Consider the following 23,676-nt stretch of genomic DNA (forward strand, 5'->3'; position numbering starts at 1 on the left):
GTCTCAAGGCCAACGATCTACAGAACTTTGCACCGCACAGGAGCCAAAATCAGCCCTTAGCGTACTATTCTGCCCCCTCCGGCATCAGACCCCTACAGGGCCAGAAAGCCCTGCGTGATCTGGCGCTGTTCAACGTGGCCCTCGATACCAGTTTCCGGGGGTCTGACCTGGTACGCCTGCGGGTCTCGGATGTGGCCACCCCGGCAGGGGTGCGCGAAATCGTCGAAATCCGACAAAAGAAAACCGAGACGCGCAATGCGCGTCCGGTCCAAGCGCGCCTGTCCTCCGGGACGCGTGACAGCTTGCGCGCCTATCTCGCAGCTTCAGAAAAGCCTCTGCACGGCTGGCTCTTCACGGGGCAGGGGGCACGGTGGTCCCAGTCCCATCTCAGTGAAAGTCAGCTCTGGCGTCTGTTCCGGGTCTGGCTGGAGAAGGCTCGCCTCGATCCCAGCCTCTACGGCCTGCATTCGCTGCGCCGGACCTTCCCGACCCATATCTACCAGCAGACTGGCAACCTGCGCGCGGCCCAGCTGCTGCTCGGCCATGCCAGTATTGAAAGCACCAAGGAATACATCGGAACCGAACAGGCTGAAGCCCTCGAAATTGCGCGCAAGTATCACCTGTGATAGCCATGCAGACCTATCTTGAGAAACGCCAGCCTGCGCAGAAAATGGCCCGGTTCTACCGGATGGCGGTCATGCCGAACCTGTTCGGCGAATGGACGCTGTACCGCGAATGGGGCCGCATAGGGCAGGGCGGTCAGGTTCGGATGGATTGGTTCGAGGACGAGAACCAGGCCGTTGCGGCTCTGGTCACACTGGAAGCCTCCAAGCGTCAGCGAGGCTACTGGGTGGAGCCCCAGCAACTGGCGATGTTCAGGTGATAGCGTGACGGACTCGCACAAGCTTCTCGATCGGCTGAAAAGTATAGTAATTATACCATTTTCAACATATATTGCCCTTCATGAAGTTCGAGTATGACCCCGACAAAAGCGCCGCGAACCGTGAAAAGCACGGGATCGACTTTGATGAGGCCCAGGCTCTCTGGGATGATCCTTATCTGATCGAGGCCCCTGCCAACGTCACGGATGAGCCACGCTTTCTGGCGGTTGGCATGATCGGGGCCAGACACTGGACGGCTGTGTACACATACCGGAGCGACCGGGTTCGGATCATCTCCGTGCGCCGCGCTCGCAAGCAGGAGATTGACCACTATGAAAGCGACTGAATTCGACGAACGGTTTGAGGCGGGCGAAGACATGTCCGCCCATGTCGATTGGACAAAGGCGCGCCGCCTCAATGTCGAGGCCAAGCGGGTGAACGTGGATTTCCCGACCTGGGTCGTCGCAGGCCTGGACCGGCAGGCCCAGAAGCTCGGCATCACCCGTCAGGCACTGATCAAGATGTGGATCGCTGAGCGTCTAGAATGAGGGGCATTCTGGCGCGGGGGTGCGCGGTGAGAACGGCGGTGAGAAAGTCGGCCACGGTAGCGGCGGGATGAGCCCGCTGCGGGCGGCGTAAAAGTCGTCCACCTTTACCCTTTCTGGCGACGGGGAGGGCGGGAGGATTTTCACCGTGGATTTGTATCGCAAGGTGCGACTGGCGTGTACCGAGGGGATGAGCCAGCGCGAAGCCGCGCGGCAGTTTGGGATTTCCCGCGACAGCGTTCAGAAGATGTTGGAGTTTTCGGTTCCGCCCGGATACCGGCGGACGGCGCCGGTGAAGCGGCCGAAGCTGGATGGGTTCACCGAGATCATCGATGGCTGGCTGGAAGGCGATCGCGAGGTCCATCGAAAGCAACGGCACACGGCGAAGCGGGTGTTCGAGCGGCTTCGCGATGAGCATGGGTTCACTGGCGGCTATACGATCATCAAGGACTACATGCGGGAGCGCGAGCGGCGCGGCCGCGAGATGTTCGTGCCTCTGGCGCATCCGCCAGGACATGCCCAGGCCGACTTCGGCGAGGCGGTGGTTGTCATCGGCGGCGTCGAGCAGAAGGCGCATTTCTTCGTGATGGACCTGCCGCACAGCGATGCCTGCTTCGTGCGTGCTTATCCCGCGGCGACAGCGGAAGCCTGGGTCGACGGCCACGTCCACGCCTTCGCATTCTTCGGCAAGGTCCCCGCGTCGGTCCTCTACGACAACGACCGCTGCCTGGTTGCGAAGATCCTGCCGGACGGCACGCGTCAGCGGGCCACGCTCTTCAGCGGGTTCCTGTCGCATTACCTCTTCCGTGACCGCTACGGCCGCCCCGGCAAGGGGAACGACAAGGGCAACGCGGAGGGATTGGTCGGCTATTCCCGCCGCAACTTCATGGTGCCGATCCCGCGATTTGCGACCTGGGACGCGTTCAACGGTTACCTTGAGGATCAGTGTCTTGAACGTCAGGCGGATGTCCTGCGGGGCCAGCCCGAGACGATCGGTCAACGCCTCGGGCGGGATCTTGCCGCGATGTCCGAGCTTCCGGTGGCGCCGTTCGATGCCTGCGACCAAGCCACCGGGCGGGTCAGCTCCCAGGCGCTGGTGCGCTACAAGACCAACGATTACTCGGTGCCGGTCGCCTACGGCCACCGCGACGTCTGGATCAGGGGCTATGTCGACGAGGTCGTGATCGGCTGCGGTGGCGAGCTCATCGCACGCCATCCCCGCTGCTATGACCGCGAGGACATGATCTTCGATCCAGTGCATTACCTCCCGCTCATCGAGAGGAAGATCAATGCTTTGGATCAGGCGGCGCCTCTTGCCGAATGGGACCTGCCGCCGGAGTTTGCAACCCTGCGCCGCCTGATGGAAGCGCGGATGATCAAGGCGGGACGCCGGGAATATGTGCAGGTCTTGCGCCTGCTGGAAACCTTCGACATCGATGATCTCCACGCGGCCGTGAAGAAGGCCCTGCAATTGGGCGCGGTCGGCTTCGATGCCGTGAAGCACCTCGCTCTCTGCCATGTTGAGAAACGGCCGCCGAAGCTGGATCTCGATGTCTATCCCTACCTGCCGCGCGCAAATGTCGGGACCACCTCGGCGGCCAGTTACATGTCCCTGTTGTCGGGGGATGCGGCATGACCGACACCCCGAAGATCCTACTCGCGGATCATCTGAAGACGCTCAAGTTACCCACCTTCCTGCGGGAATATGAGAAGCTGGGCCGCCAGTGCGCCGCAGAGGGGCTGGACCATGTCCAGTTCCTGGCCCGCCTGGTCGAGCTGGAGTTGATCGATCGTGAGCGGCGGATGGTCGAGCGCCGCATCAAGGCCGCGAAGTTCCCGGCGACCAAGAGCCTCGACAGCTTCGACTTCAAGGCGATCCCCAAGCTGAACAAGATGCAGGTGCTGGAACTCGCCCGCTGCGAATGGATCGACCGGCGCGAGAATGTCATCGCCCTCGGCCCGAGCGGCACGGGCAAGACGCATGTGGCCCTCGGGCTCGGGCTGGCCGCCTGCCAGAAGGGCATGTCGGTCGGCTTCACCACCGCTGCCGCACTCGTCAACGAGCTGATGGAAGCGCGCGACGAACGCCGCTTGCTGCGCGTCCAAAAACAGATGGCCGGCGTCAAGCTGCTCATCATCGACGAGCTGGGCTTCGTGCCGCTGTCCAAGACCGGCGCCGAACTGCTGTTCGAACTGATCTCGCAGCGCTACGAGCGCGGCGCCACGATGATCACCAGCAACCTGCCATTCGACGAATGGACCGAAACCTTCGGAACTGAGCGCCTTACCGGCGCTCTCCTCGACCGGCTGACCCACCACGTCAACATCCTCGAGATGAACGGCGAGAGCTACAGGCTTGCCCAGAGCCGCGCCCGAAAGGCCGAAGCCCCAACCTGATCATCCTTCACAGGATTGGCCCTGCGGGCCAATGCGCCATGGCACGCGCCAGCTATCTGAGGAGCGCGCGCGCCATGGCGCTCGGCGCCACGCCACTGGCCGGGTTTTGCGCCGCCACGTGGCCGGATTTTGCTCCGCCGTTGACAGCTGTCGGCGTCGCGGTTGCGGATTGCGGCTTCGATATGCTGGTGGTCATCGACAAGAGCGGTGCCAATCTTGCCGGATTGCAAAACATGAACTGGTTGCTGCTGTTCCAGGGCTGGTTTTGGCTGATCGATATTCTCCAGGTCAAATATCTCAACAATATCATCGAGCAGGACCACCGCTTCATCAATAAGCTGACGCGTCCTATGAAGGGCTTCAAGTCCTTTTCATCGGCCTCAGCAACATTGGATGGTATCGAAGTCGCTCATATGATCCGAAAGAACCAACTCCAAACAATGGGCCCATCCGCTTTTCAGCAATTTGCTGCACTCGCTGGACAACTGCGTCCGGCGATAACCAAATCTGCCATCATTTCAAAAAAATGCGACGGAACCTCTTTTCTCACACCATGTTTGTGAAAGCCCCCGCGCACCGCACGGGGGGCTTTCACGTGCCGGAAAAGCGAAGGAAGCGCCGACTTCAAACCTATGTAGAAGAGGTTTCCCAAGCTCAAGGCTGCCTTGCGCGCCAAAGCTGGGCGAACGGAAGAGGGAAGTGGAGTAAGAAGCGTAGACGACACGCAGTCCGCTCTTCCTGCATTGGCAAGCGTATTGCGCATGAAATGAACCCTGCAACGCTGCCGGACGGCGCAAAGCACCTTCGACACGGCGGCCTTGATGCCCTCATGGCGAAGGAAACAACGAGTTTGACGCCGCGCAGCCCCGCCTTGTCAGCTTGCGCAGAAACTCCGTCCAGATCGGCTCGGCTTCTGATGTTCCGATCACGCGTTGAGGATGACCTTCATCGCCTTTTCGCGCGCGGCATTGCCGAACACCTCATAGGCATCGATGATGTTGTCGAGGTCGAAGCGGTGGGTCACCAGCTTGCCCGGGTTCACTTTGCCCGAACCCAGCGTCTTGAGCAGCATCGGGGTTGTGTTGGTGCTTACCAGACCCATGGAGATGTTGATATTCTTGATCCACAACTCCTCGATATGCAGCTCCACCGGTTTGCCGTGGACGCCGACATTGGCGATATTGCCGCCCGCAGAAACGATTTCCTGGCAGATATCGAAGGTTGCCGGCACGCCGACTGCCTCGATCGCGACATCGACCCCGAGACCGTCGGTCATCGCCTTGACTTTCTCGACCGCATCCTCGGCCCCGACCTGAATGGTATCGGTCGCGCCAAACTGCTTTGCAAGTTCAAGACGGGCCGGGTCCATGTCGATCATGATGATCCGTCCCGGCGAATAAAACTGCGCTGTCAGCAGAACCGACATGCCCACAGGCCCCGCGCCAATGATCGCGATCGTGTCGCCGGGTTTCACGCCGCCATATTGCACGCCGATCTCAAGCCCGGTGGGCATGATGTCGGAGAGCATGACAAGCGCTTCCTCGTCAGCGCCTTCGGGGATCGGGTAGAGCGAGTTGTCGCCATGGGGAATGCGCACATATTCGGCCTGGGTGCCATCGATCAGATGCCCCAGAATCCAGCCGCCGTCGGAGCAATGGGCGTAAAGCTGGCGCTTGCAGTTGGGGCATTTGCCGCAGGAGGTCACACAGGAAATCAGTACCCGGTCACCGGGCTTGAAGTTGACCACGGCATTGCCGACCTCTTCCACCACGCCGACGCCCTCGTGTCCAAGCGTGCGGCCCGGCGTCACAGCCGGCACATCGCCCTTGAGGATGTGCAAATCAGTGCCGCAAATCGTGGTCTTGGTGACCTTGACGATAACGTCCGTAGGCTTCTGGATGCCCGGTTTTTCCTTCTCGGCCCAGTCTTTCTGGCCCGGACCTTTATAAACGAGCGCTTTCATTGTAACACCTCCCTTTCTTCTCAAACGGTTGCAGAGCAACATTCCGGTGGATTGTACTCCCCGAAGACCGATTGAGTATGTCCGAATATCGGACAGTTTCAGGAGATGTACGCGACAGAACGCCGCACAGCCATTGCTGCGCGGCGTTCTGCTTATGGTCGAAGCTCTACGATCAGGCCGCGCGCTCCGGCACTTCGAGCCCCAGCCATTCGGTGTAGAAGGCATCGATATCCGGTTCGAAGTCATGGATCACCGGATACCAGGGCGTCGGCGCCTCGACATCCAGCAGGTCGCCGGATTTCGGGCAGTAATATTCCCGGATGACCTGCCAGTCGGATGTGGGGGCCATCAGCTTCGGATAGAGTTCCTCCATCTCGGCAGCCGTTTCGCGCACGCGCATGACAGCGTGGAGCTTCCAGTTCTCGCGCCAGTCGCAGAATTCGTGACCGGCCTGGGATTTGACCACCCATTTCTTGTCCGAAGGACGTTGCACGATATAGAGCTTCGGGCCCAGCGGCAGGATGATCCTGTCCTCCCATGGCACCTGCTCCTGCAGGATTTCGATATATTTGACGAAGCGGTCGGCGTCCTTGGGCGTCGATAGCATCGTCTGGAGCGTGTCGCGATCGATCTTGCCATCGACCAGGTCTTTGATCTTTGCCTTGGTGTAAGCCATTGTCTTTCTCCTGAATAAAAAGGGGCGCCGCGGATAAAGGCGGGGTGTTGCGCGGCGCCCTGCGGGATCACTCCTCGACGAACTGGACCGTCTTCACATCCGGCAGTTCGGAAATATCCATCGAATATTCGCGGCCATAGGACGGGATCGGGAGATCCGCCTCCTTCAGCTGCCAATCGTCGGGAAGATCCCAAAACTTGCGGAAGCCCTGCTCCCATGTCGGGCCAAGCTTGAAGCTCGCCGCGAACATCTGCTGCACATGGGTGCCGGCATCCTTGGCGAGAATGCGCTTGCGCTCCTTCGCCATCCATTCGCGGGTTGGCTGGGCGTTGGCGAGGCGATCCTTGCGGATCTTCGCGCGCAAGGCTTCGGAGCCTGCCTCATCGGCGGTAAGCAGGCCGTCATCCCCCTTCTTCAGGACGACGCCATAGACCGTTTCGGCGAAACGCTCGAGCAGGTAGCCGCCATTGACATCGGTGGCCACGGATTGCGGCTCGCGATCCAGCGGATCGCCGAAGCCCGGCCCGCCGCGCATGTAGTTGAGGTAGAGATCGTAATCCTTGAACATCTCCTCGGTGGTGATCGCCTGCTTGTCGCGCTTGATGCCGTCGGGATTGACGAGTGCGTCATAGGTCGGGTGTTCCGGGTCGGTATCGCCGCCGAAGGGGATCGGCTCGCCATTGGCGATCTTTTCCTTCAATCCGGTATCATGGGCGGCGAAGCGATAGCCCGACGCTGCCGGATAGCCGCCCATCAGGCCCCAGTCGGAGCTGATATGGCCGTTGCCCATGAAGAACATCGTCCAGTCCTTGGCGTTCCAGACCATGCGCAGCGATTCAAAGCCGCAGCCGCCGCGATATTTGCCCGCGCCGCCCGACGACGCCTTGATCTGGCGTCCGAGATAGACCAGCGGCTCCGCCAGTTCCCAGATCTCCATGTCACCCATGTCGCCTTCCGGGTTCCAGATGGCGGCGGCATGGCTGATCCCGTCGGCGATGGCCGAGGCGCCCACCCCGTTGGCCGCGCATTCGAACGAATTTACCGCATGGATTTCGTCATACTGGTTGAATCCGCCGCCCTGGAGCCAGTTCGAGGTGTTGGCGTTGCCGGCATTGACCTCTTCCAGATAGCCGCGTCCGAAATAGGATCGCGACAGGCCGCGCCACAGCGCCGTCCATGAACTGACAAGGAAGTGCCAGCTATAGGAGAATGCCACGCGCCGATCGTCCGGGTTCATCCAGGTGCCCTTTGGCAGGCGGAATTCCGTGCCGTAGGCGGCCCCGTCATTGATCATCTCGGTCGGGATCAGGGTCTGGGTCATCATCACCCAGATACCCGAGGTGAAGCTGACGGAATGCGCATTATAGGTGTGCCAGCCCCAGCGGCTCGACCCCTCGAAGTCGAGACGCCATGTGCCATCCGGCCGGATCGTCATTTCCGACGGCGTGTGCATGATGGTGTCGACCTTGGCGAAGTCCGACGGCACGCGCACATCTTCGTGGTCGTAGGGCACGTCGACGAAACCGACCTGACGGTAAACGCCCGGAATGGTCATCGCCTTGATGCGGTTCTGAAGCCCGACCCGGCCATGCTCGACCGATTCATAGGCAAACTTCCAGTAGGCATCGATGCCTTCTTCGGCAATCACCTCCTCGACCAGCTTGCGGATCATGTGGCAGCCGGCGACGCGGGTGCGCTCGTCCAGCATCCAGTAGCGGGTGGTGCGCACCGCGCGCTGGCTTTCATGCAGCCAGTCACGCTTAAGTTCGTCGTTCTCACCGATCTTGCGGCAGGTGATGGAGTAGCCGTCACCGAAGCGCTGGATCTGTCCCGTGGACATCGAGCCCGGCCCCACGGAGCCGGTATCGATGACGTGGGTGACGCCGCCGACCCAGCCGATCAGCGAGCCCTCATGGAAGATCGGGACGATGGTATGGATATCGCAGGGATGCACATTCCCGATCAGGGAATCATTGTTGCAGAAGATATCCTTGTCATTGATCCCCGGGTTACCCTCCCAGTCGTTCTCGATCATGTATTTGATCGCCGCGCCCATGGTGCCGACATGGATGATGATACCCGTCGAGGTCAGGATGGCGTCGCCCGCCGCATTGTAGAGGGTGAAGCACAGCTCGCCCTCCTGCTCGACGATCGGGCTCGCCGCGATCTTCTTTGCGGTTTCGCGCGCATCCACAACGCCGGCTCGCAGACGCGAGAACAGCTTGTTGTAGAGGATCGGACTTTCCTTGTGCAGGGTCCGTTCCGTCAGACCGGCATAATGGCCCGTCTGTTTTGTCCTGGTCATGATCTCGTCGCGGTGCTGCTTGAGCGTCTGGCCGCCACGCACGATCCCTTTGACTTTGGTTTGCATATTCATCGTATTTCTCCTCCCTTGGCCGTTACACTTCTTTCAGGTGGAACAGCCGGTGACCGTCGAGCCAGGTTTCAAATCCGCCCGGCACGACAAAGGTGGTGGCGTCGGATTCGATGATCGCAGGTCCGGTGACCCGGTTTCCCGGTTTCAGGCTTTCCATGTGGTAGAGCTGCGCATCGACCCATTTTCCCTTGCGGTAGAATTGGCGGGTCCCGATCTTCGCTTCCTCGGACGGCGTCGGGCTGCCTTCTTCTTCTTTTGGGATGCGGGGTTTCGGAATGGGCACCGTCCCGCGCATGATCGCGCCGGTCACGGAAAAGCCGAGTTCAGGCGAGCGCGCCGAGGCGGCATAGACCCGGCCGTAGGTGTCGTTGAAGGTATCAACGAGCTTGTCCCAGTCCCTGGCGGTTTTCGCCGTCTCGATCGGGCTGTCGATCTCCAGATCGTTGAGCTGGCCGCGATACTGCATCCGATAGCCGGGCTGCAGGCGCACCTGATCGCGCGAATAGCCGTTCAGTTCGAATTCCTCGAGCACCCGCTCGGCCAGTTCCTGCCAGGCGTCGTTGAGGGTTTTCGCCTCGATCTCCTTGGCATCGTCGGATGCCGTCTCCTCGATATTGATGTCGAGCGACTTGTCGTAGCGATATTCGAAGTCAGCCGCCGCGCAGCCGAAGGCGGAAAAGCCCGCGGCCCAGGCCGGCACGATCACATCCTCGAAGCCCAGCCCTTCGGTATAGCCATAGGTATGGACCGGCCCCGCGCCGCCATAGCTGAAGCAGGTGAAGGAGGACGGCGAATAGCCCTTGCCGGAAATCATCGAGCGCAGATAGTCGCGCAGCTCGCTGTCCAGCAGTTCGATGACGCCCGCAGCCGCTTCTTCCACCGTCAGACCCAGCGGATCGGCGATCTGTTCCTTCATCGCGTCATAAGCGCGCTGCCGGTCAAGCTTGACCTGACCGCCGAGGAAGTTGTCGGGGTTCAGATAGCCGAGAATGACGTGGCAGTCGGAGATCGACACGGTTTCGATGCCGGACTCGGCCCAGCAGACGCCGACGCGATAGCCCGCCGAATCCGGCCCCAGCTTGATCGCCTTGGTATAGGGGTCGAGGCGGATGAACGAGCCGGCCCCCGCGCCGACCGAATCGAGGCCGACCAGCGGAAGCGACAGCACGAGACGCGCCATGTCCGGATCGTTCTGGATCGTCAGTTCGCCCTGGGTGATCAGGGCCACATCGAAGGACGTGCCGCCGATATCCGAGCAGGCGATGTTCTTGTAGCCCAGAACCTCACCCAGATATTTGGCGCCGATCACGCCGCCGATCGGGCCGGAGACGATGGTCCGCGCCAGTTCCTTGGCCTTCCAGGAGATCGTGCCGCCATGGGTGGCCATCACCCGGAAGTCGAACTTGGAACCGTTCTCCTTGAACTCCGTCGATATCTTCTTCAGCGTCTGACGCGACGGTTCGGCGGCGAAGGCTTCAAGGATGGTGGTATTGGTGCGGTGGGTTTCCTTGCGCACCGGGTAATAATCGGTTGAGGCGAAAACCGGGATGGTCTTGCCGGCCTTTTCGATCTCCTCGGCCACGATGTCGCGGACCCGGCGTTCATGCCCGGGGTTCTTGTAGCTGTGCAGCAGCGAGATCACGATGCCTTCGACATTCTGCGCGACAAGATCCTTCGCAGCCTGCCGCGCGGTTTCCTCGCGCAGCGGAATGACCACCGTGCCGAACATGTCGACCCGCTCCATCACGCCGCGCGTCAGGTGGCGCGGCACCAGCGGCTCGTCATAATAGTGGGTGTTGAGATGGATGCGGTCTTCATAGGCCATGCCCAGATAGGCCTGGCAGGCGCGACCCATGCGGTGGAAGTCCTCCATCCCCGCATTGACGATCAGTCCCGTCCGCAGACCCTTGCGCTGGACCACGCGGTTGAGCATTGCCGTGCCGGAATAAACCCCGGTCTGGATCGAGCCCAGCGCCTCTTCAAGCGACAGGCCCCAGTGCTCCAGCCCCTCACGGCTTGATTCGAGCAGGCCGCGCGCCTCGTTGTCCGGCGTGGACTGCGCCTTGCCGACAACAAAATCCCCGTCGGAATCGACGAAGAACGTATCGGTCATCGTTCCGCCCGCATCGATGCCAAGCACCTGCACGGAACGGCTGTTTTTCTCGATGATTGTCACGAAAAACTCCTCCCATTGTTCCGGCCATCCCTAGAGGGGACGGCCGCGATGGAGAGGATGCACCTTTTATGGATGCCGAAAGTGTCCGGTTTTCATCCGTCCGGACGGACATGTTGCGGACGCGTAATCAATCCTTTCGCTCGCGCGAAATGCCGTAACTGTCGAGTTTGAGATAGAGCGTCGAGCGGGCAATGCCGAGGCGTTTTGCCGCGCGGGAGAGATTGCCGTCTTCCGCCTTCACCGCGCCGAGGATTTCGGCTCGCTCGACATCGCGGAGCGTTTCCGTGCGATTGATCTGAGCGCGCTGATGAAACTCGCGGGGGAGCGTGCGCTCGGAGATCAGCCCGCTTGGCGAGAGTGCATCGAGTGCGGCGATCAGATTGCGCATTTCGATCAGGTTACCCGGCCAGGCATAGTTCTGCAATGCGGTCATGGCGCCGGATGTAAAACGCAGTTCGCGTCTGCCGGTCTCTGTCGCATGGCACTCGATGAGCCATCGTAGCAGCGGCCCGATTTCTTCCGGGCGTTCGCGAAGCGGGGGGATGTGGAGACGCGCGCCGGCGATCCGATAGTAGAGGTCACTGCGGAAATTGTTGGCGCGCATCTCGTCATAAAGCGAGCGGGCCGATAGGGCGATGATCCTGCTCCCGCGTTCGGACACCAGTTCCACGAGCGTGAACAGCAGCTTTTGCAGCGATGGCGAAACCGCGCCCGGACTGGAAAAACACAGAATGCCGCCGCCCTCGGCGTCGCGGGCGGCGGCGATCAAGGCGCGCAAGCTTTCTTCGGTCAGCTGGGCGCAGTCGATCACCTCAAAGGGGTCTTGCGATTGCCTGCTGGCATTATGGATCGCCTTGGCCAGAGAACTCTTTCCCGTTCCGGTCTCGCCTTCGATCAGGATCGGGATCGGCGTCTCTGCCAGTCTCTCGGCCTGGGCGCAAAGTTCGGCGGAGACCTGTCCAGCGCGCGCGATCTGCCGTAACTCCATTCCGGTCCAACTGCGGGCCTGCGGACGCGAACGGCGCAGAGAGACCATGACGCCGATCGCCTCGCCCTGATTTTCAATCACCTCGAAATCAGCGCCGTTCAGGCATTCGCTCAGAACCTCGCCAATCTGCTTGGCAGGTTGGTCTATCAGCGCGGGCAGGAGCTTCGGCAATTGTCGAAGGGAGTCGTCATCCTCGCAGAACCGGGCGAAATCCTCGGTGGAGAAAACGCTCGAGCCATTGCGATCCATGACAAGCGTTTGATCATTGCCGCGCCTGAGACGACGAATATGAGAGTATTCCAGCAGCCGTTCGCGTTCATGTCCAAGCATCTGGGTGAGTTCGGTTTCAACCTGCAAGGCGATCGCGGATGAAAGGGCGACGGCATTGGGCTGCATAATGCCACCGGGCCAGGAAATGTCGAGCACGCCCATGACCCGACCGGTTCCCGGTTCGATGATCGGCGTCGCCGCGCAGTTCCAGCGCTGGATCGCCTCGCAGAAGTGCTCGGCATCGCGAATGAGCGTCGGCACGCCGAGATAAAGCGCAGTTCCGATCGCGTTGGTTCCGATCGCTTCCTCGACCCACTGGCCGCCCGTATAGAGATGATTTTCCTGAGCCTCGGCAAGCGTATGCGGGTCGCCGGCCGCTTCGATAACGACACCGGAATCATCGCTGAGCAGAAGAATGTCGCGCGTGCCGATCAGTAGGCTCCCGGCTCGATTTATCGCTTTTTGCGAGGCAAGCTCAAGCCTGCGCGCTCGGGCGCGGCGACCCTCAAGGCGTTCCTCATCGAGCACCGGCGCGTGCGTGCGCTCGCCCACCGCGTGGCGCAGAGAGCGCCTCCAGCTTTCCAGAACGTCATGACGCATAGCCGCGGGCGCCTGTCCCGTGGACATGAAGTCTTCCCATTCCTTTTTCCGTGCAATGCGCTCCATCTTCTCCTCCCGAAAAGACAGCCCGCCAGAGAGCTGTAACCATTGAGGCTTACACTCTGATCGCGACCTCCATGAAACCATTAGAGCGAATGCATCGATAATATCAATTGAGCGCGTTCTGTAGTGTATGAATTTCGGACAGTCCAAGATGAGGCCTTTCAGCCTTCTTCCGGCAACTACTGCTCGCTGTTCAGGAACCAGGCGAGGAGCTCGGCGCTGTTGGCGAGGCCGCGCGTACGGGTGAGCCGCAGCCGGTGGGCCTCGACGGTGCGCGGCGACAGGCCGATCTCGGCGGCGATCGCCGCATTGATCGGGTCGGCGGGCGATGGCGACCCGCTCGAAGCGTTTGAAGAATGCTTCGTCGAAGGCAATGGTTTCGGCGGTTCCCGGGTTCGCACACACGGCGATATCAAGTGCCTTTGAGAGTTTCCTCAGAAGCAGGCTCGTAGAGCGGCGCGTAGGCCTCGATCAGGCGCAACTCGTCCTCGACGTCCTCAAAGCGCGGCTTGTTCTTCGGGACAGCGAACGCGCGATACTCAGCGTAAAGTTCCCGCATAGAAATTTTCTCGCCAGTTTCTGCGGCAAGAGTATGCGCGAGAAAATGGTCAATACGTGGACGGGTTGGACGCGCATTCGGCGCAGCCTCTTTCCACCAACCCATGTCGAACGGTGTCCAAAGTTTTGTGTAAAGTTGCTCCACCGATGCGCTTTGCTTTTCGGCCCGGTGGAAGATGTTATTTCTTACAAGGTCCATCGCCAAAAGCGGTTCACCCTGTGAGTTCAACGTCTCAAAAATAACCTGAGCGTCATCATTCTCACCGAGGGTAATTACGACCAGCTTCAGGCGATCCAGCATGGCCGTCAATATAGCCTCAAGTCGTTCAGCCACGAGATCAAGTTCAACGCCTGCATCTTCGACCGTCTCTGGTGCATTTGCGTCGAGGTCGATCTCGCTTTCTTCGTCCGGTCCGTAAAACGAAAAATCGTCAATCCAGCTGTAGAACAAGTGATACGCCCTGAAAGCCGGAAATGGCGTATTCTTTGGCACTCCTCGTCCCCAATAGAGATGGCGGTACTTTTTTGAGACCTCAGGATAAGTCATCTCGATTAGGTCGTGAAACAGCTCGCGATCTGACGGCGTAGGGTTCAGCTTGAACTTCGTCAGCGGGTCGCTGTCTTTGCTCTTCGGAACGTTTAAAAGATAGCCGTCAATGTGTTCGATCAAGTCAGCCAACTCATGGTGCCGGGCGACTTCGCGCAACGCCGCTAGCATGATCTGAAAAGTTGTAAGGCGCTGCTGGCCATCCACGACCTGAACGACAGGCGTGATGCCGATCTGCGACCCCTGATCGACCGGAGACAGGATCAGCGCACCCATATAATGTTCGAACTTTGCGTCCCCTTCCAAAACCTCAATGGCCTTAGCTGTGACATCTTCCCAAAAAGGCTCTAAACGCTTGTCACCCCATTGATATTTGCGTTGATACAGCGGCACCATGAAGCGACGGGCCTCTTTGAGTACAACTTCCACGGGGTGATCGTCAGCATCCATAATATTGCCTTTCTTAAAGAGCTTTGCTCAAAATAAACCGATAAACTTGTTTTGTTCAAAATAGTACCGGTCACGTGCGGGCTTGATCGACAACGCGGTATCGAACGGATGCGCCTGAAGGGCCAAAGGTGGCCAACCTTCGTTCTCGCGCACAGGGAAATACGTCACGACGAACTCATCATCAGCGGTCAATAGACTTGGAACATCGTTCCATCGGAGAAGCGGTGCGTCCGTGATATGCCCATCGTCATTTAGGCTGACAGGCGCGTTCAGAATTTGTTGCCATGCTTGGATCTCGTCCTCCACTTCAAGCAGTGCGAAAGATGGCGTTGGGTCGAGTGACCGCGATGCGTCTTTCACCCGAAATGCATAGATCGTCGGCAACGCCCCTTTCGGGGTCCCATCCGGCGCTTGATACAGCATGGTGTCGTATACGTCCGTGTACGTAGGAAGCGGCTGCGTTTGCTTCTCTTGCTTTTTGAAGAGGCCAAACATTAGGAAGCCGTATCAACCGGGCTAGTCTTCAAGCCCTTTGGCTGGTCGCGCCCTTCCCCTTCGAACGATGCGGGAACAGCATCAATCCCGATATCCCAAAGGGCCGCAAGCAGGCCCCCCTTGGCAACCATGTCGGCTGCCTCTTGGCCGTAGGCAGCGACGAAATCATCAGTGGTCGCGAACACTTGTGGGCTATTGTCCGCAATGCGCTGCGCCATTGATTTCACAGCGGCCTGGTCCTTGTGGTAGCGATCTTCAAACATCGTGTGGTTCCTTTCAGTTTTTAACGTTCTCTGTCTCTGTCTCGATCGCGGCCCTGTCCACGCTCGGACGCAGTATCACGCCCGCGCCCAAGAATGTCATCCCGCCGCCCTTGGTCACGGCCCTCGCCGTCACGGGCGGCAATGTCCCGTTCTACCGCCGTTGCATCCCGCTCCTGTCCGATATCGCGCACACGCCCAAGGATGGCGTCCCGACGATCTCGGTCTGGATCGTCAGGCGCAACCCTCTCCCGCCCGACATCCGGCGCTTGCACCTCGGGTCGATCAACATCGCGCCCCAACACCGCCGCCCGGCGCGCGTCCATATCGCCCCGCTCGGCCCCAGCCTGCGGCCTCTCAACCTCGCCCATAACCCTCTCCTTGATCCGTGACATCGCCGCCTCGGCGCGGCCCCATAGCTGATCCAGCCGCTCGCGCGCGGTGACAATGAAGGCGCGCCCGCGCTCCATCAGCTCAAGACGCAATTCCAACTGCCGCCAGCCCAACTCTTGGCGCTGTGCATTGCGCGCCTGAGCCGCGCGGAAAGCCTCACCGCGCTCCGTGACGATCCCGCGTTTCTCCTGGGCATTGGCCGATGGGCCGATTTTCGGCTCGGGCTCGCGGCTGAGCTCGACCACCTTCTTCTCGTGCTCAAGCGCAATCTCTTCCTGCCCGCCCCCGCGCGCGCGCTCGACCTGTTGCTCGGCCTCGGCGCGCTGTACATCAAGGGACCGGTGGTCAATCCGCTCCGACCGCCCTGCCCGCTCAAGGGCGGTGTTCGCATCCCGCGCCCAGGCTTCGCGCCAGCCCATCAGCAGGTCCGGCGCATTCCAGCTGCGATCCTTCTTCCCGAACCCCTCGCCGGTCAGCTCGCGCATGGTCAGCATGACATGTGCATGGGGCTGACCGTGGCCATCACGGGCCTTGCCTTCGTGAATGGCCACATCCGCGATCATGCCGCGATCGACAAATTCTCGCTGAACAAAGCCGCGCAACAGGTCCAGGCGCTCCCCGCGATCAAGCTCACGGGGAAGGGCCACTTCGATTTCTCGGGCAAGCTGCGCATCGCGCCGCTTCTCAACCGCCTCAACGGCGTTCCAGAGCTGGTCGCGATCACGCATCCAGTCGGGCGCATTGGCGGGGGCCATGATTTCAGAATGCACGACCCCGCCTTTGCGGGAATAGTCGTGCTCCAGCCCCTGCCGGTCATCCCGCAGCCGCCCAGCCGTCCGGTAGGCGGCGGCTGCGACCGATGACCGGCCACCTGCCCGGCTGATCACTTTTGCACTGAGATGATAGATCGCCACGCCGGGGAGGCCTTTCTTCAAAACAGGGTCCAGCGCCTGGTTGCGCTGGTCGGGAGCGCGAGGGTGAAACCCTCGTTTAGGCGGCATTGCCGCCTTGGGGGAAGCCGTCCGGCGCGGGGGTTTACCCCCATGAGGACGCGCACGTTGTCGAAGACAATGTATAAGCGCGCATTTAAATCTTTTCAAGCTATCAATCTGCCACTACATTCGCCGCCATTATGCCCGAGGTTGCCCCATGTCCCAAAGCCGCCATCCCGACGCCCGGATCAAAGAACTGGCCGAGAAGAAAGCCCAGCTCGACGCTCAGATCGCAGCGCTCGATGCCCGGCGGCGTCTCTCAGAGAAGAAAGACGAAGACCGCATCAAATGGCTTCTGGGCACTTTGGTCTTCGACCGTTTGAGCGCCGAACCTGCTCTTCAGAGCCCCGAGCTCTTAGAGTTGGTGCGGCGCGACCTGCCAGACCGCCTCACCCAGCGGGATCGCGACCGGGGGCTCTGGCAGATTCTGTTTCCTGACGCGCAAGAGGACCGGTCATGAGTTTTGTTCTGGAAGCCCGCCACTGGGTGATCATGATCGGTGCTGTGATCCTGGCCGCCGTCGCCCTGATCCTCGCTCCGCAAGCGGTCGCGATCTACCCGGTGACCACCTATGCCTTCCCAATCATCGCCGTGGCCACCATCCTCGATACCCTCGGGACCACCGCTGAGCGCCACAGGACACCCCTGAAGCTCCTCGCATGGGTCTGCCTGTGCGCTGCCGCCCTCACAGCCCTGACGCCCCTCAGAGCGCCGCTCAGCGACATACTGGCGACTGTCCAGGCATGGACGGGCGCTGGCTGGCCCCTCCCCCGTGCCATTTGGGAAGGACTCAAGGGGCTGGCGCGGTATTCTGATCCGCAGAAACAGGCCATGGCGATCTCCTTCGCGCTCGGGGCCTTCGGCGTGGCTGTCGCTGTCAGCACACCGCTGGTGGCGATCTTCAATCCGCGCATTGGCCGCAACCGCAAATCCCGCACCGGCCCGTGGCAGGCGGGATGGATGGACCCGCGCGACATTGCCCAGCTTGTACGCAACAAGACCGGCCTGCCCCTCGCCCTGCACAAGGGCAAACTCCTGCGCTACGTCAAGAACGATGCGAAGGGATGGCGCGGCGGGCATCACCTCGTCGTCTCCGGCACACGCGGCGGCAAGGGCGTCAGTGCTGTGATCCCAGCAATCCTCGATCACCAGGGACCGGTCGTGGTCCTCGACATCAAGGGCGAGAATTTCGCCGTTACGCGCCGCCACCGCGAAGAGCTCGGGCGCAAGGTCGCCGTCCTCAACCCCTTCGGCCTCGTCGAAGACAGCAAGGATCAGTTCAACCCGCTTGACTACATCCGGCCCCACGAGCTGGCGCGGGACGTGGCTCTGGTTGCGGACGGCCTGGTCAAACCGGAACAAGGCGACGGCGCGCATTTTTCGGAAATGGCCCGCCAGCTCGTCGCGGCGGCGATCGAAGTGGTCGTGACGCAGGAAGAACCAAACCGTCGCAACCTGATCGCCGTCGCCGACCTGCTTCTGTCCGCAAGCCTCGACGGGACGCTTGAAGCCTGGTCAGAAAACAAGGACCTCGTTGGCCACCGCCCTGCCCAAACCGCCGCCACGATTCTGCGCGCGGGTGACCGTGAACGTGGGTCGATCCAGACGGCAGTCTCAAAGGCTTTCGAATGGATGCAATCCGACAACATGCGGCACTTTCTGGCCGGGTCCAGCTTCCGCATGGATGATCTTCTCGACGATCAAGTTGATCTCTTCATCGCGGTGCCGCTCGACCAGGTGGACAAGCAAGCGATCTTCATGCGCCTGTTTATTAACCTTGTTCTGGGCACGGTCGTACGTCAGGACGGGCGGCGCAAGGTCAAGGCTCCGATCCTGCTGGTTCTTGATGAATTTGTGCGGATGGGCCGCATGGAGCAGATCATGAACATCGCCAACGTCGCCGCAGGTGCGGGTGTTGAAGCGCTGTTCGTTACCCAAGATACTGGTCAGGTAGAAAAGGCCTATGGGCCAAACGATGCCCGTTCGATCTTCGGTTCCTGCATCACCAAACGCGTCTTCAACCTCAACGATATCGAAACCGCCGAATGGGCAGCGCGCCACCTCGGGGAAAGCACTGTCTATTCTCAGCAAATTCGAGAGGGCAAAGCTCCGAACGAGGGTCGGGATTTTTCCTACTCGGAACAGCGTCAGAAGCTCATGACGGCTGAACAGATCACTGGGATGAAGGCAGACGATCTGCTGCTGCTGGTAGGCAACCGCAACCCGCTCAAGGCAAAGCAGAATGTCTATTTCAAGAACAAGACCTACCGTGGAAGGTTCGATCAGAACCCTTTGAACTGAGGTACGTTTTGCTGCCTTTCGCGCGCATTCTTAGCTGCGAGCACTTTTCCATGCGTTCGGGTTTGGAAACCGCTGCTGAAATGATGGGGAATTTTGTAGTGTTAAATATGTGTTATATAATGTGTTACGCTGTGGATAAGTGTTCATAGTCCTATGAATTCATTAGGCTTTTAGAAGTGGTCTGTGTGTAGAGTCACGATAAAGCGTGTGTAAAGACACGAAAGAATGTGTGTAAAGACACGAAAGCTCTACGCCTGTGTGTGAAATCACGAAAGGGCTTGACCGTGTGTGTGAAATCACGAAACATAGGTCATGGTGTGTGAAATCACGAAAGACGGCGACCGCTCTCCCTTGCTGCCAGATCGGCAGGAACAAGGCGACTTTTTTGTATGCGATATCTTTGATGCCGCACCCAAGGGTGACATGGCTTCGATGGCGCATCCGATTTTCTCGCTTTCTACAAAACCAGATCACCGAGTGCGGCGATACGCAGATGGGACGGGGCGAAACTATCTCGAAGTGAAACCTTCTTCCGATGGTCTGGCAACGATCCACGATCGCGATGTGCTGATCTACTGCATCAGTCAAATTATGGCAGCTATCAACAAAGGTCAGAAGGTTTCAAAAATCGTTCGCCTGAAGGCGTTCGACCTCCTGAAAGCAACGAACCGGCCATCAGATGGGCGTGGATATAGCGGCCTTCGAAGCGCTCTCGCCCGGCTGCAAGGGACACAGATTGAGACGAACATCGTGACCGGCGATGTCGAGCAATTGGATATTTTCAGCATCATCGACCGCGCTCGTATCGTACGTGAAACCCGCGATGGTCGAATGCAGGAGATCGAAGTGCAGCTCTCAGATTGGGTGTTCAACGCGATCCAAGCGCATGAAGTTTTGACCCTCCACCGGAACTATTTCCGGCTGCGTAAGCCATTAGAGCGGCGCATCTATGAGATCGCCCGCAAGCACTGTGGCTCGAAGAAAGAGTGGAAAATCAGTCTTTCTGCTTTGCAAGACAAGTGCGGATCGGCTTCGACCTCTCGCGAGTTTAAGCGGCTGGTTGGCAACATTGTCGCTCAAGATGAGGCGTACAATCACATGCCGGATTATTCAGTCCGGTTAGACGAAAACATGGTCGTATTTCTAAACCGTCACGCGGAAAAGCCGCAAGCTCTGGCGGCTCCATCCGGGGCGATCCGTTTGAGCCCCGACGTTTATCAGGAAGCCCGTAAGGTTGCGCCGGGATGGGATATCTATACGCTAGAGCAAGAATGGCGCGAATGGATGGCCGACGGTGGTCTCGATGCACCGGCCAACCCGGACAGGGCATTCTTAGGGTTCTGCCGGAAAATCTTTGAGAAACGCGGCAACCCTTAGCCGCTTCTACCCTTCTGTTCTTCAAGCAACAACTCCAAGCCCTGCCAAAGGGTAAGATCGCGCGTTGAACAAAAAGCCCGGAAATCATCCACCACGCGCTTCGGGCCTGGTATCGAAACTTTGTCCTGCGGCTCTTTGCGTTTGGGGCCAGGTTTAAGGCGCGTCGTTGGCTCCCTGTTGACGAAGCCAAGATCGGCACCGGCCCTGACGGCCTCGCTTAATGAGCTGCCATCGACCTTTGGCCGAGGCTTGGGTGCTGGTGTTGTCTTGGGCAGGTCGATCCCACCTGAGAAGCCGTATTTCCCGCTCATGTCACTTGCTCCTTGGTAAGGGTTGCAATGACGGTTTGTGCGTAGTTGCGGGCATTCTCGATGGCTCCGGTCACCTGCTTCATGGCCTTGTCGGATACAGACGCGGTTTTGCCCTGCATTTCTTGCGTCACGATGTCAGGCAGCTCTGACAAGAGCACACCGTCCCGGAAGATGCGGGTGTAAGGCGCGCGCTTGGCGATCCGAACGGGTAGCGTCGGGATGTTGTTGAGCTCCATTTCTTGCCGCACGTCGCGCTCATCCGTGGTCTGGAACGCGGCGTTGGTGCGAGTGAACAAGAGGGCGTAGTTGATTTGCGCGCGGATCATGTTTGCTGTGGTTTGTACCAAGCGAACCGCTTGCGCGGCTTGCCGGGCTTCCATAGGCGAGCCATCGAGCGGGATGATGCACAAATCTGTCCGCGATAGCGCGAAAGTGACGATCTGATCCTTCGACCCTTCAAGGTCGATAATGAGATAGTCAGCCTCATCGGATAGGCTGTCGATGAGCTCGACCGTCTCTTCGGCCTGCGGTCGCGCATGAACTGTAAAAGGAACGTCTCTACCTTCGGCTTCGCGCGTCTGGGCCCATGCAAGGATGTTGGCGTTTGGGTCCAGATCGAGAATCGCAACGCGACCGCCAGAAATAGCGATCTGTTCAGCCAAGAGCATGGCGGACGTAGTTTTCCCCGAGCCGCCTTTCGGGTTTGCGAAGGTGATTACATACATGGCGGTAGATTGCCTGCATTTAACTCTAACGTCAACTATGTCGTTAACGTTAATTATAGAGTTAACTTTAATAACATAGTTAGAGTTAAATTTGAGGGTGCTTTGAGACGTTCGACCTCGTCACATCTAGGTCGTTCAACCCTACGGGTTTTCAGTAATGGAACCGCAGCTGCGCAATCTCTAGGCTTTGGCCATCGCCAGCTCCACTGACCCGGTAGACCATTCGATCTTCCTGAGAAATTCGCCGGGACCACCAGCCAGTCAAATCGCCCTTCAAAGGTTCCGGCTTGCCGGTTCCCTTGAAGGGGGTCCGCTTGCACTGCTTGATCAGATCGTTGATCCGGTTGCGTACCTTGTCGTTGGTGTTGACCCAGTACTGATAGTCTTCCCAGGCCTGATCGGAAAAAACCAGCTTCACTCGGTCAGCTCACGCTCTTCGCCAGTTCCAGCATCGAGTTGCGCGATCGACGCGCGCAAGCGGGATGCGTTTTTCGGTGTGGACAAGAGGTGCAACGTCTCGTTGACGGCGTTCCAAGTGTCCAAGGACACGACCACAACGGACTCGCCCTTCTTGCGCGTCACGACAACTTCCTGCTTGTCGTGGATCGCTCGATCCATGACGCCCTTCAGTTGAGCCCGTGCGTCTGAGTAGGTCATAACATCCATGTCGACTCTCCTTTGCTTCCCTCTATATGTACAATATTAAGTACAAGTAAAGGGATGGTACGAAGGCGGCAGTCAATTTCATGGAGAATTTACGGGGTAGATTCCGGTAGGGGGCAGGATCGTATCACAAGGCCCTGACACCCCCTTCTTTCCTCCATTTTGAACTCTGTGCCGCCTTGGTGGTGGCGATGATCGCGGTGCGTCCGTTTGGGAGCCGTGACGGTGGCAAGAAATAGGGCTGATTACTTCACAAGCTGGCCCCGGTTTGCCGCCGCCACCGGTATTCGCCAGTGAGCAGGATGTGTGCCCAGCCGAGCGGCGAGATATGCGCCAGTAAATTGGGCGCACAATTCAACCCGGCCCGCTGACGCGCGGCGACGGCCTGACCGAGATGCTTGGTGTTCCAGTAGATGATGATGGCAGCGAGCAGGTTGAGGCCGGCCATGCGGTAGTGCTGCCCCTCGGCGGTGCGATTGACACGCAGTGAGCCCAAAGTGAACGGCATCTTGCCATTTGCCTATAGATGGTGACAGCGTCCGTAACAGGCAGGTAGGGAGCACACCGGATGACGGATTTGACAGATTGGGTTCCGCGACCACGACCTAAGCGCGTTACGCTCGAAGGACAATATGTGCGGCTCGAACCTCTTGTGTCCGCCCACGCTGACACACTGTTCATGGCAGCATCCGCCCCGGGGATGGACGACCGATTTCGCTGGCTCTCCGAAGGGCCACCGAGCCGCATAGAGTTCGATGCATGGCTGGAAAAGGCATCCGCGTCGATCGATCCCATGTTTTTCGCCGTGATTGACAAGGCCAGTGGCCGCGCCGAGGGGCGTCAGGCCTTGATGCGCATAGACACGACCAATGGCGTCGTGGAGATTGGCAACATCATGTGGGGTGCAGCATTGCAGCGGACCCGAATGGCGACCGAGGCCCACTACCTTTTTGCAGATCACGTATTCGGCCTCGGATATCGCCGGTTCGAATGGAAATGCAATGATTTGAATGATCCATCAAAACGCGCGGCCAAGCGGTTTGGCTTCCGCCCGGAAGGCGTGTTCCGGCAGCACATGGTCGTGAAGAACGCCAATCGCGACACGGCCTGGTTCGCGATGACGGACGGGGACTGGCAGCGCATGAAGCCTATCTATGAGGATTGGCTGGCGCCCGAAAATTTCGATGATCACGGGCAGCAGCACAAGCCCCTGCGTGTCTGACTTGCGGGTGCGTTTTCGATCAGCGCCAAAGTCCGCTTTGTCTCGCACATCGAGCTTTGATGCCCCACGCAGCGAATGTCGTCTTTTATCTTCATGCAAGCTTTTTATTAAAAGCTCGCATGAGCACCCAAGCTAAGAACCCAACAAAACATGTGGAAAGTGCAGCGTCTCACAACATCCCACTTCCGTCATGCAAGGTTTACAGGTATTATACCGCTATAACCTCGCAAGGATATGCCCGTGAAAGCTGCCGCCCAGACCACCTGGAACAAGGGTCGCGTTGTAGGCAAAAAACCTCCGCTGACGCCCGACCAGGTCTCCCTGATCCGGATGATCCTGCGCCAGGAGAAAGGCCCTGTACGCACGAAGGGGGTCAAAAGCGGCCACATTTTCGGGTTGTGCGTTTTGAGTTGACATAGCGGGATGATCCGTATGTATGCTCCGAT

Annotated in this window: 25 protein-coding genes and 3 pseudogenes; 12 read left to right on the top strand and 16 right to left on the bottom strand. The window is 59.4% G+C overall.

Annotated elements, in window-relative coordinates; all coding sequences use genetic code 11:
• From ACSSV8_RS18170 to ACSSV8_RS18200, 7 genes and pseudogenes are all read left to right on the top strand, one after another.
• Positions 1-626, top strand: a 626-nt coding sequence (locus tag ACSSV8_RS18170; protein WP_454283384.1) for a tyrosine-type recombinase/integrase, incomplete at its 5' end; no start/stop codon positions are given.
• Between the two features lie 5 nt (positions 627-631).
• The gene (locus tag ACSSV8_RS18175; protein WP_066009070.1) at positions 632-883 is read left to right on the top strand and encodes a WGR domain-containing protein; all 252 of its coding nucleotides are present in this window, start codon (positions 632-634) and stop codon (positions 881-883) included.
• A gap of 80 nt (positions 884-963) precedes the next feature.
• On the top strand, positions 964-1,227 hold the full coding sequence (locus tag ACSSV8_RS18180; protein WP_454283385.1) for a BrnT family toxin: 264 nt from the start codon (positions 964-966) through the stop codon (positions 1,225-1,227).
• Entirely contained in the window at positions 1,214-1,429 is a 216-nt protein-coding gene (brnA, locus tag ACSSV8_RS18185; protein WP_037931637.1) for a type II toxin-antitoxin system BrnA family antitoxin, read from the top strand. Before ACSSV8_RS18180 ends, brnA begins: the two co-directional genes overlap by 14 nt.
• A gap of 145 nt (positions 1,430-1,574) precedes the next feature.
• Positions 1,575-3,062 carry an IS21 family transposase gene (istA, locus tag ACSSV8_RS18190; RefSeq protein ID WP_454283386.1) on the top strand — a complete coding sequence of 496 codons (1,488 nt, stop codon included), beginning with the start codon at positions 1,575-1,577 and terminating at the stop codon, positions 3,060-3,062.
• The gene (gene istB / locus ACSSV8_RS18195) at positions 3,059-3,823 is read left to right on the top strand and encodes an IS21-like element helper ATPase IstB (RefSeq protein ID WP_454283387.1); all 765 of its coding nucleotides are present in this window, start codon (positions 3,059-3,061) and stop codon (positions 3,821-3,823) included. The genes istA and istB overlap by 4 nt, the downstream gene beginning before the upstream one ends.
• 173 nt (positions 3,824-3,996) lie before the next feature.
• A pseudogene (locus tag ACSSV8_RS18200) lies at positions 3,997-4,305 on the top strand (DDE-type integrase/transposase/recombinase); the annotation flags it as partial.
• A gap of 251 nt (positions 4,306-4,556) precedes the next feature.
• Here the strand turns inward: ACSSV8_RS18200 and ACSSV8_RS18205 are convergent.
• From ACSSV8_RS18205 to mobQ, 11 genes and pseudogenes are all read right to left on the bottom strand, one after another.
• A pseudogene (locus tag ACSSV8_RS18205) lies at positions 4,557-4,749 on the bottom strand (transposase); the annotation flags it as partial.
• The gene (locus tag ACSSV8_RS18210) at positions 4,749-5,786 is read right to left on the bottom strand and encodes a zinc-dependent alcohol dehydrogenase family protein (protein ID WP_454283388.1); all 1,038 of its coding nucleotides are present in this window, start codon (positions 5,784-5,786) and stop codon (positions 4,749-4,751) included. The pseudogene ACSSV8_RS18205 and the gene ACSSV8_RS18210, both read right to left, overlap by 1 nt.
• Positions 5,787-5,958: 172 nt before the next feature.
• On the bottom strand, positions 5,959-6,462 hold the full coding sequence (locus ACSSV8_RS18215) for an acetone carboxylase subunit gamma (RefSeq protein WP_454283389.1): 504 nt from the start codon (positions 6,460-6,462) through the stop codon (positions 5,959-5,961).
• Between the two features lie 67 nt (positions 6,463-6,529).
• Positions 6,530-8,839, bottom strand: coding sequence for a hydantoinase B/oxoprolinase family protein (locus tag ACSSV8_RS18220; protein ID WP_454283390.1), 2,310 nt, complete (start codon positions 8,837-8,839; stop codon positions 6,530-6,532).
• Between the two features lie 22 nt (positions 8,840-8,861).
• Positions 8,862-11,015 (bottom strand): hydantoinase/oxoprolinase family protein, encoded by a 2,154-nt coding sequence (locus ACSSV8_RS18225; protein ID WP_454283391.1) that lies wholly within the window; start codon positions 11,013-11,015, stop codon positions 8,862-8,864.
• Between the two features lie 127 nt (positions 11,016-11,142).
• On the bottom strand, positions 11,143-12,939 hold the full coding sequence (locus tag ACSSV8_RS18230; protein ID WP_454283392.1) for a sigma-54-dependent Fis family transcriptional regulator: 1,797 nt from the start codon (positions 12,937-12,939) through the stop codon (positions 11,143-11,145).
• A gap of 176 nt (positions 12,940-13,115) precedes the next feature.
• Positions 13,116-13,310 (bottom strand): hypothetical protein, encoded by a 195-nt coding sequence (locus ACSSV8_RS18235; protein WP_454283393.1) that lies wholly within the window; start codon positions 13,308-13,310, stop codon positions 13,116-13,118.
• A 38-nt stretch (positions 13,311-13,348) separates the two neighbouring features.
• Entirely contained in the window at positions 13,349-14,491 is a 1,143-nt protein-coding gene (locus ACSSV8_RS18240) for a DUF262 domain-containing protein (protein WP_454283394.1), read from the bottom strand.
• A gap of 27 nt (positions 14,492-14,518) precedes the next feature.
• Positions 14,519-14,986 (bottom strand): hypothetical protein, encoded by a 468-nt coding sequence (locus ACSSV8_RS18245; RefSeq protein ID WP_340252080.1) that lies wholly within the window; start codon positions 14,984-14,986, stop codon positions 14,519-14,521.
• Positions 14,986-15,249 carry a hypothetical protein gene (locus tag ACSSV8_RS18250; RefSeq protein ID WP_340252083.1) on the bottom strand — a complete coding sequence of 88 codons (264 nt, stop codon included), beginning with the start codon at positions 15,247-15,249 and terminating at the stop codon, positions 14,986-14,988. The genes ACSSV8_RS18245 and ACSSV8_RS18250 overlap by 1 nt, the downstream gene beginning before the upstream one ends.
• Positions 15,250-15,269: 20 nt before the next feature.
• Positions 15,270-16,553 (bottom strand): MobQ family relaxase, encoded by a 1,284-nt coding sequence (gene mobQ / locus ACSSV8_RS18255; RefSeq protein ID WP_454283395.1) that lies wholly within the window; start codon positions 16,551-16,553, stop codon positions 15,270-15,272.
• Positions 16,554-16,788: 235 nt separating this feature from the next.
• On the opposite strand from mobQ, the gene ACSSV8_RS18260 reads away from it, so the two are divergent.
• The 3 genes from ACSSV8_RS18260 to ACSSV8_RS18270 all read left to right on the top strand — a co-directional run bounded on the left by ACSSV8_RS18260 (position 16,789) and on the right by ACSSV8_RS18270 (position 20,309).
• Positions 16,789-17,091, top strand: a complete 303-nt coding sequence (locus ACSSV8_RS18260; protein WP_454283396.1) for a hypothetical protein — start codon at positions 16,789-16,791, stop codon at positions 17,089-17,091.
• On the top strand, positions 17,088-18,932 hold the full coding sequence (locus tag ACSSV8_RS18265; RefSeq protein WP_454283397.1) for a type IV secretory system conjugative DNA transfer family protein: 1,845 nt from the start codon (positions 17,088-17,090) through the stop codon (positions 18,930-18,932). The genes ACSSV8_RS18260 and ACSSV8_RS18265 overlap by 4 nt, the downstream gene beginning before the upstream one ends.
• A 312-nt stretch (positions 18,933-19,244) precedes the next feature.
• Positions 19,245-20,309, top strand: coding sequence for a replication initiator protein A (locus ACSSV8_RS18270; protein WP_454283398.1), 1,065 nt, complete (start codon positions 19,245-19,247; stop codon positions 20,307-20,309).
• Here ACSSV8_RS18270 and ACSSV8_RS18275 read toward each other — a convergent pair.
• From ACSSV8_RS18275 to ACSSV8_RS18295, 5 genes and pseudogenes are all read right to left on the bottom strand, one after another.
• Complete coding sequence (locus tag ACSSV8_RS18275; protein WP_127657609.1) at positions 20,306-20,620, bottom strand: hypothetical protein; 315 nt, start codon at positions 20,618-20,620, stop codon at positions 20,306-20,308. The genes ACSSV8_RS18270 and ACSSV8_RS18275 overlap by 4 nt on opposite strands.
• The gene (locus ACSSV8_RS18280) at positions 20,617-21,345 is read right to left on the bottom strand and encodes an AAA family ATPase (protein WP_454283399.1); all 729 of its coding nucleotides are present in this window, start codon (positions 21,343-21,345) and stop codon (positions 20,617-20,619) included. Before ACSSV8_RS18280 ends, ACSSV8_RS18275 begins: the two co-directional genes overlap by 4 nt.
• A 151-nt stretch (positions 21,346-21,496) precedes the next feature.
• Complete coding sequence (locus ACSSV8_RS18285; RefSeq protein WP_127657607.1) at positions 21,497-21,763, bottom strand: Txe/YoeB family addiction module toxin; 267 nt, start codon at positions 21,761-21,763, stop codon at positions 21,497-21,499.
• On the bottom strand, positions 21,760-22,011 hold the full coding sequence (locus ACSSV8_RS18290) for a type II toxin-antitoxin system Phd/YefM family antitoxin (protein ID WP_036743750.1): 252 nt from the start codon (positions 22,009-22,011) through the stop codon (positions 21,760-21,762). The genes ACSSV8_RS18285 and ACSSV8_RS18290 overlap by 4 nt, the downstream gene beginning before the upstream one ends.
• A gap of 247 nt (positions 22,012-22,258) precedes the next feature.
• Positions 22,259-22,501: pseudogene (locus tag ACSSV8_RS18295) on the bottom strand (Tn3 family transposase); the annotation flags it as partial.
• A 75-nt stretch (positions 22,502-22,576) separates the two neighbouring features.
• On the opposite strand from ACSSV8_RS18295, the gene ACSSV8_RS18300 reads away from it, so the two are divergent.
• Together ACSSV8_RS18300 and ACSSV8_RS18305 are read left to right on the top strand one after the other, a co-directional pair.
• Entirely contained in the window at positions 22,577-23,230 is a 654-nt protein-coding gene (locus ACSSV8_RS18300) for a GNAT family N-acetyltransferase (protein WP_454283400.1), read from the top strand.
• Between the two features lie 240 nt (positions 23,231-23,470).
• On the top strand, positions 23,471-23,644 hold the full coding sequence (locus ACSSV8_RS18305) for a hypothetical protein (protein ID WP_454283401.1): 174 nt from the start codon (positions 23,471-23,473) through the stop codon (positions 23,642-23,644).
• Positions 23,645-23,676: the final 32 nt, after the last annotated feature.

The sequence above is a fragment of the Roseovarius sp. MBR-79 genome, from assembly GCF_053628555.1.